We start from the raw sequence: 4,300 nt of genomic DNA, 5'->3' as shown, positions 1-4,300 counted from the left end.
CCGTCGTCTTCTTGAAGAGATTCTGCATGTTGGCCTCGACATTGGAAGTGTGTCCAGGCCTTCTCTGCAAATTCCGCGCCATGACAGGTTTCGCGAAACGGTGTCGCGATTTGTTGCGGAAATCGGGAATATCGATGCGATTTAAACGGAGGAATGGCGGTTTCGCGCGACAGGCGCGCGCGGTGCGCGAGCGTCGCGGCTGCGATGTTCCCGTAAGGCGCCGTAACGCGCGACGGGATGTTACGTAGCGTTCGACCGCCCGTTACGCGAGCTGCGCGAACCGAGGCCCGCATTTTTGACGAAACGCGCCGTCCCGCTGAACATGGCGCGACATCCCCCGGCCGCCGGCGGCGCGGCAGCGGCCACGACTTCCAACCACCAGGACACCGACATGAGCGAACAGGACAGGGAATACGGCAAGGCGCGGCGGATCGACGTGATGGGCGAGGCGTTCGTCGAGCGCGCGATGCGCGACCTCGACGGCTTTTCGCGTCCGCTGCAGAACTGGCTGAACGAACATGCGTGGGGCAGCACGTGGCAGCGGGGCGGGATCGACCTGAAGACGCGCAGCCTGTGCACGTGCGCGATGCTGGCGGCGCTCGGCCGCGGCACGGAGCTGAAGGGGCATGTTCGCGGCGCGCTCAACAACGGCGCGAGCCTCGTCGAGATTCGCGAAGTATTGCTGCACAGCGCGCTGTACGCCGGGGCGCCGGCCGCGGTCGAGGCGTTTCGCAGCGCGCGCGAGGTGCTCTCGGATCTCGGGCTGTCGATACCCGACGACGAAGCCTGATTCCGTCGCGGCGCCGGCTGCCCGCCACGGAATCAGGCCCCGCTGCGTTGCCGCGACCTACGCGATGCGCACGGGCTGCGCGGCGACGTCGGCCGGCGCGGCGGCGACTTCGAGCAGCCAGTCGGCCGTCGCTTCGGGAAGCGTGACCGGCAGCATGTGGCCGCCCTCGACGACCTTCAACCGCACGCGCGCCGATTTTTTCGCGAGCGCGTCGCCGTGCTCGCGCCAGTTCAGGATCGGATCGGCGCGGCCGTACAGCACGTCGACCGGCAGCGCGAGTTCCGCATAGCGACGCTCCATCGCGGGCAGGTCGACGGGCGCCGACAGCAGGTCCGTCGCCGTCGCGTAGAACACGTGCGGACGCATCCCGAGCAGGCCGCCGCCCTTGACCGGGAAGTCGCGCGGCACGGCCTCCGGCGCGAACACCTGGCGCACGGCCTTGCGGCCGGTCAGGATCGTCAGCGGGATCGCGAAGGTCCACGACACGAAACGGCGCACGAGCGGCGACGGCAGCATCAGCGGCTTGAACGGCGCGGGCGGCTCGGTCTGCTCGTGCGACAGCGGCGCGATCAGCGCGAGCCGGCTCACGCGGTCCGCATGGTTGAGGCCGACCGCGAGCGCGATCGCGCCGCCGAGCGAGTGGCCGACCAGCACGGGCTTGTCGAGCTGCAACGCGTCGATGAACGCGGCGACCGTGCGGGCCTGCGCGAACACGTTCGCCTGCGAGGCCGCGCCGCGCAGCGAGCGGCCGGCGCCCGGGCGGTCGAGCAGGATCACGCGATGCTGCTGCGCGAGCCGCGTGAGCGGCAGGTACGCGAAATTGCGCCATTGCCCCGCGAGCCCGTGGACGAACACGATCGGCGGGCCGTTGCCGTATTCGACGTAGTGGATACGATCGCCGTCGATGTCGACGAAGCGGCCTTCGGGCGGAAACGCCCGCGTCACGCGACGGGCCACGTAAGCGGAAAACAGCGCGAGCGCGGCGAGCACCGCGACGACGCCGAGCAGCACGTTCTGGATCAGATGGAGCGTAGGAGTCATGTCGGCCTCAGCGGGTTTCGAGTGCGGGTTCGGCAGCCGGTGCGGTAGCGGCCGGGCCGGTTTGGGCGCGGCGTTCGAATTGCATCGCGGAATCGGCGAGCGCGCTGAACTTCAGCGACGCGAGATCGAGCACGTAGTTCTGGTGGAATTTCCACGGCTTGCGATGCCCCTGCTTCGGCAGGATGCCGGCCGCGCGCTGGATGTAGCCCGAGCTCAGGTTGACGGCCGGCACGTCGCCGAGATCGCCCGCGCCGAGCCGCGGCACGCACGTGTCGTACCCGTTCGCGCGCATGTGGTTGAGCAGCCGGCACACGTAGCGCGCGATCAGCTCGGCCTTCAGCGTCCACGACGCATTCGTGTAGCCGAACGACGATGCGAGGTTCGGCACGCCGCTGTACATCATCCCCTTGTACGACACCGTCTCCGGCAAATCGACCGCGCGGCCGTCGACCGTCACGCGCGCGCCGCCGAGCATCTTCACCTTCAGCCCGGTCGCGGTGACGATCACGTCCGCGTCGAGCTGCTGGCCGCTCTTCAGCTGGAGGCCGGTCGGCGTGAAGCGCTCGATTTCGTCGGTGACGATCGATGCGCGGCCCGCGCGGATCGCCTTGAACAGGTCGCCGTTCGGCACGAGGCACACGCGCTGGTCCCACGGCATGTAGCGCGGCGTCAGGTGCTTCGCGACGTCGAAGTCGGGGCCGAGCTGCTTGCTCGCCGCGCGGATGATGAATTTCTTCGTCTGGTCGGGCTTGCGGCGCGACACGTTGTACAGGTACATCGTCAGCAGCACGTTCTTCACGCGCACGAGCCGGTGCGCGAGCCGCGACGGCAGCACGCGGCGCAGCGCGTTCGCGATCTTGTCGCGCGCGGGCAGCGACACGATGTAGGTCGGCGAGCGCTGCAGCATCGTCACGTGCTGCGCGTCGGCCGCCATCGACGGCACGAGCGTGACGGCCGTCGCGCCGCTGCCGATCACGACCACGCGCCGGTTCGCGTACGACAGATCCTTCGGCCAGTGCTGCGGATGCACGAGCTGGCCCTCGAACGTGTCCATGCCGGCCCAGTCGGGCAGGTAGCCGGCGTCGTAGTCGTAGTAGCCGCTGCACATGAACAGGAAGCGGCAGGTGTAGACGAGCGCGTCGGTCGCGCCGTCTCGCGTGCGCTCGATGCGCACCGTCCAGCGCGCGCGGTTCGAATCCCAGTCGGCCGCGACAACCTTCTGGCCGTAGCGGATCGTCTTGTCGATGCCGTAGGCGCGCGCGGTGTCGCGGATGTAGTCGAGGATCGTCTGGCCGTCGGAGATCGCCTTGTCGCTGTGCCACGGGCGGAAGCTGTAGCCGAGCGTGAACATGTCGGAATCCGAACGAACACCCGGATAGCGGAACAGGTCCCAGGTGCCGCCGATCGCGTCGCGCGCCTCGACGATCGCCACGCTCGCATGCGGGCAGCGCTGCTTCAAGTGGTAGGCGGCGCCGATGCCGGACAGGCCGGCGCCGACGATCAGCACGTCGAGGTCGCGGCTGTCGTGGTTATCGCCACTGTCGCGACGGGTGTCGCGGGCGGACGGCGCGTCGCGTCGGTCGGTCGTCGTCGAGGTCATGCGAGATCCTTGGTCGGCGTGGTGGGGCGCGTGGCCGGGGCGTGGGCGCGTTCGAGGTTGCGTGCGCGGGCGCGGCGCACGTGGCGCAGCATCAGCCACTGGTAACCGGCGCCGAGCAGGCGCGCGATCCGATCGAGCCGGCGCGCGTCGGCGCCGACCAGCACGCGGCGCGCATTGCGCTCGACGCCCGCGAGGATCTGCCGCGCGGCCTCGTCGGCCGTCGTCGCGTTGATCAGGCGGTTGGCCTGGCGACGATGCGTCGCTTCGTCCTGGCCCGTCAGCGCGTGGATGCTGGTATCGACGCGGCCCGCGTCGACGATGCTCGTCGCGACGCCGCCCGGATGCACGCAGGTCGCGCTCACCGGCGCGCCGTCGAGTTCGAGTTCCATCCGCAGCGCTTCGGTGAAGCCGCGCACCGCGAACTTGGTCGCGTTGTACGCGCTTTGCGTCGGCATCGCGACGAGCCCGAACAGGCTCGACGTGTTGACGACGTGGCCGTCGCCCGATGCGCGCAGATGCGGCAGGAACGCCTGCGTGCCATGCACGACGCCCCAGAAATTGATGCCGACGATCCATTCGAGATCGGCGAGGCGCGCGGTTTCGGCGCTGGCGGCCAGCGACACGCCCGCATTGTTGAAGATCAGGTTGACCTTGCCGTGCTCGGCGCGAACGAAATCGGCCCACGCGAACACCGCGTCGCGGTCGGCGACGTCGAGCCGCCGCGTGCTCACACGCACGCCGTGCTGCGCGCAGGCGGCCGCCGTGCCGGCTAACCCGGTTTCGCTGACGTCGGCGAGCGCGACCTCGCAGCCGCGCCGCGCAAGCTCGACCGCGAGGCTGCGGCCCATGCCCGAACCGGCGCCCGTGAT

4 protein-coding genes are annotated in these 4,300 nt (G+C 69.5%); 1 reads left to right on the top strand and 3 read right to left on the bottom strand.

What is annotated here, in order from left to right; translation table 11 throughout:
- The first annotated feature begins 391 nt into the window (after positions 1–391).
- Positions 392–790: a carboxymuconolactone decarboxylase family protein gene (locus tag JMF90_RS26465; protein ID WP_027805544.1), complete on the top strand. Its 399-nt coding sequence runs from the start codon at positions 392–394 to the stop codon at positions 788–790.
- Between the two features lie 57 nt (positions 791–847).
- Here the strand turns inward: JMF90_RS26465 and JMF90_RS26460 are convergent, their stop codons facing one another.
- The 3 genes from JMF90_RS26460 to JMF90_RS26450 form a co-directional block, all read right to left on the bottom strand.
- Positions 848–1,831 (bottom strand): alpha/beta fold hydrolase, encoded by a 984-nt coding sequence (locus tag JMF90_RS26460; RefSeq protein WP_011548337.1) that lies wholly within the window; start codon positions 1,829–1,831, stop codon positions 848–850.
- 7 nt (positions 1,832–1,838) lie between these two features.
- Positions 1,839–3,431, bottom strand: coding sequence for an NAD(P)/FAD-dependent oxidoreductase (locus JMF90_RS26455; protein WP_011548336.1), 1,593 nt, complete (start codon positions 3,429–3,431; stop codon positions 1,839–1,841).
- On the bottom strand, positions 3,428–4,300 hold an 873-nt coding region (locus JMF90_RS26450; protein ID WP_201325621.1), incomplete at its 5' end, for an SDR family oxidoreductase. The genes JMF90_RS26455 and JMF90_RS26450, both read right to left, overlap by 4 nt.

The sequence above is a fragment of the Burkholderia sp. E168m23 genome (assembly GCF_016586125.1).
In the GTDB taxonomy this organism is placed as follows: Bacteria; Pseudomonadota; Gammaproteobacteria; order Burkholderiales; family Burkholderiaceae; genus Burkholderia; species Burkholderia orbicola.
This window is presented reverse-complemented; position numbering and strand designations above follow the sequence as displayed.

Coding starts and splice junctions, on each gene's coding strand:
- JMF90_RS26465 (WP_027805544.1), top strand. CDS start 392: ATGAGCGAACAGGACAGGGAATACGGCAAGGCGCGGCGGATCGACGTG.
- JMF90_RS26460 (WP_011548337.1), bottom strand. CDS start 1,831: ATGACTCCTACGCTCCATCTGATCCAGAACGTGCTGCTCGGCGTCGTC.
- JMF90_RS26455 (WP_011548336.1), bottom strand. CDS start 3,431: ATGACCTCGACGACGACCGACCGACGCGACGCGCCGTCCGCCCGCGAC.